Origin of the sequence: Neobacillus sp. 19 (assembly GCF_049463095.1) — a bacterium.
In the GTDB taxonomy this organism is placed as follows: domain Bacteria; phylum Bacillota; class Bacilli; order Bacillales; family Cytobacillaceae; genus Neobacillus.
The window spans coordinates 1-4,594 of the sequence record NZ_JBMPZU010000014.1 but is presented as its reverse complement, the minus strand read 5'-3'; the positions used below and the strand labels follow the sequence as shown (position 1 = coordinate 4,594).

The 4,594-nt window shown below is 34.9% G+C and carries 4 protein-coding genes; all 4 read left to right on the top strand.

Annotation, left to right across the window (positions count from 1 at the left end):
* Positions 1 to 103 precede the first annotated feature (103 nt).
* The 4 genes from ACO1D1_RS03120 (at position 104) to ACO1D1_RS03105 (ending at position 4,560) form a co-directional block, all read left to right on the top strand.
* Positions 104 to 868 carry an ATP-binding cassette domain-containing protein gene (locus ACO1D1_RS03120; protein ID WP_423334918.1) on the top strand — a complete coding sequence of 255 codons (765 nt, stop codon included), beginning with the start codon at positions 104 to 106 and terminating at the stop codon, positions 866 to 868.
* The gene (locus ACO1D1_RS03115; RefSeq protein ID WP_423334917.1) at positions 819 to 1,568 is read left to right on the top strand and encodes an ATP-binding cassette domain-containing protein; all 750 of its coding nucleotides are present in this window, start codon (positions 819 to 821) and stop codon (positions 1,566 to 1,568) included. The genes ACO1D1_RS03120 and ACO1D1_RS03115 overlap by 50 nt, the downstream gene beginning before the upstream one ends.
* Before the next feature lie 13 nt (positions 1,569 to 1,581).
* Entirely contained in the window at positions 1,582 to 2,565 is a 984-nt protein-coding gene (locus tag ACO1D1_RS03110) for an ABC transporter permease (RefSeq protein ID WP_149870418.1), read from the top strand.
* Between the two features lie 285 nt (positions 2,566 to 2,850).
* Positions 2,851 to 4,560 carry a sigma-54 interaction domain-containing protein gene (locus tag ACO1D1_RS03105; protein ID WP_423334916.1) on the top strand — a complete coding sequence of 570 codons (1,710 nt, stop codon included), beginning with the start codon at positions 2,851 to 2,853 and terminating at the stop codon, positions 4,558 to 4,560.
* Positions 4,561 to 4,594 lie beyond the last annotated feature (34 nt).

The following is a 4,594-nucleotide window of genomic DNA, read 5'->3' as shown; positions in this document are numbered from 1 at the left end:
TGTAGCCTACTGGTTCAGTTTAAGAGCAGCCGATATTTAACCCCAAACGCAACAACCTAGATAGGCGTTTTCGCATTTCTCGTGAAACGCTTTCGCGTTTTTCGTGCGCCACTTCATTAATGCTAATAATAATATTAATTTAGATATTAAAATTGGTGAAATTCATTCAATAGTGGGTCAAAATGGGGCTGGTAAATCTACTTTATTAGGGATCTTATCTGGGCGTATTGCCCCAAGTAGTGGAAGCGTTCACATCTTTAGCGATGAGTTACACTACGGTGATCCAAGGTCGTCTAGGAACCAAGGAATTGCTACTATTTATCAGGAGCTTACTGTTATTCCTAATTTAACCGCCCTGGAAAATGTATTTTTAGGGCAAACGATAAGTCGTCTGGGTTTTATATCGAAGGAAAAGATGAAGATAAGATTTAATGAACTTTCTCAAATTATGGGGGTAGATATACCCCCATCTCTTTTAGCTAATAGACTTTCTATTGCAGATCAACAAATTTTAGAGATTATGAGAGGGATTCAATCAAATGCAAAAATAATATTACTTGATGAACCAACAGCATCCCTTGCTCCCCCGGAAAGAAAATCTCTTTTAAAGACAATTAAATCCCTTCGAAGTAAGGGTATAACAATCATTTATGTAAGTCATAATTTAGAAGAAATACTTGAAATTAGTGACAATATAACAGTATTTAGGGATGGAGAAAAGGTATGTACAATGCAAAAAGATTTATGGACAAAAGAAAAGTTAGTTGCAAGTATGCTGGGGCATGAAAACGTTAAAGAATATTTGAAATTCGATATAGATGAGAAAGTGGTTGGACGGAAGGATAGAAAAAGAAATTATAAGTTGTAAAAATGTTACTGTACCAGGAATTATAGAATCAATTAATCTTACTGTTTTTTCGGGTGAAATTGTTGGTATTGGAGGACTTGTCGGTTCAGGAAGAAGCACCTTCGTAAGAGCGTTGTCGGGATTAGAACCAACCTCATCGGGTCAGTTAGTAATTGAAGGAAAAAAGGAAAAATGGCCAACATCGCCAAGAGTTGCAATGAAGTATGGTATTGCGTTGGCTCCGGAAGATAGAAAGAGCCAAGGGCTTGTCTTAGGGTTATCTGCACAAGATAACATCAATATGGTTAATTTTAAACAAGTTAGTAAATGGGGTTTCTATTTAAAAAAATCGGCAAATAGTATTGCTCAAGATTTTTCTGAACAATTTGGTTTAACCAGATCTGTAAATTTAGAGTGTAAAAACCTTTCAGGTGGAAACCAACAAAAGGTTCTTTTATCAAAGGTTTGTAATATTAAACCCAAAATTTTAATAGTTGACGAGCCCACTCGTGGCATTGACATTGGAGTAAAAAAAGACGTCATGAAAATATTAAAAGATCTAGCTGACAAAGGAATGGGTATAATCGTCATTTCATCTGAACTGGAAGAAGTGGTTACTGTAAGTGATAGAGTAATTGTTTTCTCAAAGGGAAGAATGGTTAAGGAATTGAAAGATAAAGAAGAAATAAGCGTAAGTAATATACTGAACTCTACTTTCTAGGGAGGACAAAATAGTGTTAGAATCTAAAATTAATTTAGAACATAAAAAATACTTTAAGTCCAAAAATATAAACTATTTATTTTTGGAGTATGGTACAGTAGTTGCGTTTATTATAATAATAGCCGTTGCAACAATCCTCTATCCTAGATTTCTTTTACCAGAAAACCTATTAAATATATATAGCCAATTATCAATCATCGGTGTAATGAGTATAGGAATGACATTTGTATTAATTACTGGTGGACTAGATATGTCTGTAGGCGGGATTTATGCCGCGAGTGCTGTTCTTGTGGCCAGCCTTGCAGATCATTTACCTTTGGCAGTAGTAATAGTAATTACAATACTTTTCGGTTTCATTTTAGGCTTATTAAATGGTGTAATCGTAACCAAATTTAATGTGCCGGCATTTATTGCAACACTAGGTTCAGGTTCAATTTTTACTGGGATGGCACTTTTATATTCCGATTCTCAACCTTTTTATGTAGAAAAGACCTCATTTCAATGGCTGGGATCTGGGTTTGTTGGTGTGATTCCAGCTTCAGTAATTTTCTTGTTTCTAGCCTATTTTATAGCTGGTATCATCCTAACTTTCACTACCTTTGGAAAATCATTATTTTCAATCGGGGGGAATAAGGAAGCTAGTAGATTATCTGGTCTACGGGTTAATGGAATAACAACATCTGTTTATGGGATAAGCGGTATGTGCGCAGCTTTAAGTGGGATTATTATTGCTTCTAGATTAGGTCAAGGGCAGGCCAATATTGGAGAGACAATTGTCCTTGATGTAATTGCAGCAGTAGTTATTGGTGGAACATCGTTATATGGAGGGCAAGGTGCAATATGGCGAACATTCATTGGTGGTTCAACTTTAATTATTTTGTCAAATGTATTTGATAGTATGGCAATGAGTCCTTACTGGCAATCCACGTTTAAAGGAATAATAATTATAGGGGCAGTAATGTTTGATTTTTACACAAGATCTAAGCTTAATAAATAAACGAAAGTAATAAAGAACATACATGAATCATTGACTCACACACCCGGATGAAAATATTTCATCTGGGATTTTTCTGTTTTCCTCTAGCTTACTAATTCTATGGGCAGTAAAGTTGACGAGCGATTTTGAATTGGTTCTAGCTAGTTTAGGATGGCTCATACAGGAGGATTGGAGTAAGTTGTAGAATAATAATGTAATAAGGTAGTTTAAATATTTACTCAACAAACTTTTATTTCAATTGTTAGGGAAATTGTCAATGATTTTCTTAAAAGGGAGAGTAATAAAATGAATATAAAGGAATATTTCATAAAAGATGCGATGTGTGTACAATTGCCTGTTACCTTTCAGCAAATCATAACCGAGGCAGTGAAATCTAATTATAATTGGTTTATTCTTTGTTCGGGTCAGCAGGTTTCAGGATGTATTAGACGTGAAGCGCTATATGAAAAATTAACAGAAGTTGATTTGGCTAATATGAATACTTTATCAATTGAAAGTATAACAACAGAGGTCTCAGTATTATATAATGACGTTTCAAATCAACCGATTTATGAAGAAAATAAAATCATTGTTATTATGGATAAAAATAAAGAGATTGAAGGGGTAATTGACTGGGAGTCCGATAAAAGTATTCGAAATATTGCGTCCAATGATGAGTGGTTTATGGAAGAATTGCAAACCGTTTTTGAACAGTATTATCAAAGTGTATTTGTAGCAGATGAAACAGGAAAAGTAATTCGGGTAACCTCTAACGATGACCAGCAGCATCTGGGGAAAAATGTGTTTGACTTGGAGAAGAGGAAAGTATTCTATCCCTCTATCACTGCGAAGGTTTTAAGGTCAGGCAAGCGGGAAAGTGGCTTGCAGTATACAAATACAGGTGAAATTTTTGATATAGAATCTATCCCTATTAAAAATGACAAGGGAGATGTTGTCCGGGTTGTTTCTATCACAAAGGATTCAACGGAGGTAAATGCACTTAAAAAGAGATTGGAAGAATCAAGGAGTTTGATAGAAAATTACCAAAGGGAGGTTGCACGCTTTCGTCAAGAAAAATATGAAGAGAAACCATTTATTTATAAGAGCAAGAAGATGGAGGAACTGTATGAGCTGATCAGTTCGGTAGCGTCCGTAGATGCTTCAGTTTTAATATTAGGTGAAACAGGAGTAGGGAAACAAATCGTCGCAAACCAAATCCATTTATTAAGTAGCAGAAGAGATAAGCCGTTTATTACCGTCAATTGCGGAGCTATACCAGAAAATTTATTGGAATCGGAATTATTTGGTTATGAAGAAGGAGCTTTTTCTGGTACCAGAAAAGGTGGGAAATTGGGGATATTTGAGCTTGCAGATAAAGGGACTCTTTTTTTGGATGAAATTGGCGAACTGTCACTTGCGCTTCAAGTGAAACTTTTACGAGCCTTACAGGAAAGAGTAATTATGAAAGTTGGCGGAACAAAGGAAAAGAAAATTGATGTAAGAATTATTACTGCTACAAATAAAGATTTAAGTCAAATGATCAAAGATGGTACGTTTCGTGAGGATCTATATTATCGTATTAATGTAGTACCTATCCAAATTCCCAGTCTTAGAGATAGAAAGGAAGACATAGAGAAACTGGCATTTCATTTCCTTCATGTATTTAATCAAAAATATCGAAAACATATTGCTCTTAATCCTTTACAGTTAAAACAATTATTAGAGTATTCATGGCCAGGGAATGTTAGGGAGTTAGAAAATACGATAGAAAGATTCGTTGTAGTGGAAAAGGCGATTATTTTTGATGAAAAGGAAAATAGTTCTTCTCAACTAATTCCTCTAGAAACAGGGGGAAAACAGTTGCCAAATTTACTAGAATTCATAGAGACAGTTGAAAAGGAACTTTTATTAAAGGCAATGAGCCGATGTAACACAACAAGGGAAATGGCCAATAGTCTTGGTGTAAACCAATCTACTATCGTAAGAAAATTGCAGAAGCATGGGTTAGTGAGATAGTCTGCTAAGGGCTTTAAAAACTTACATATAAATA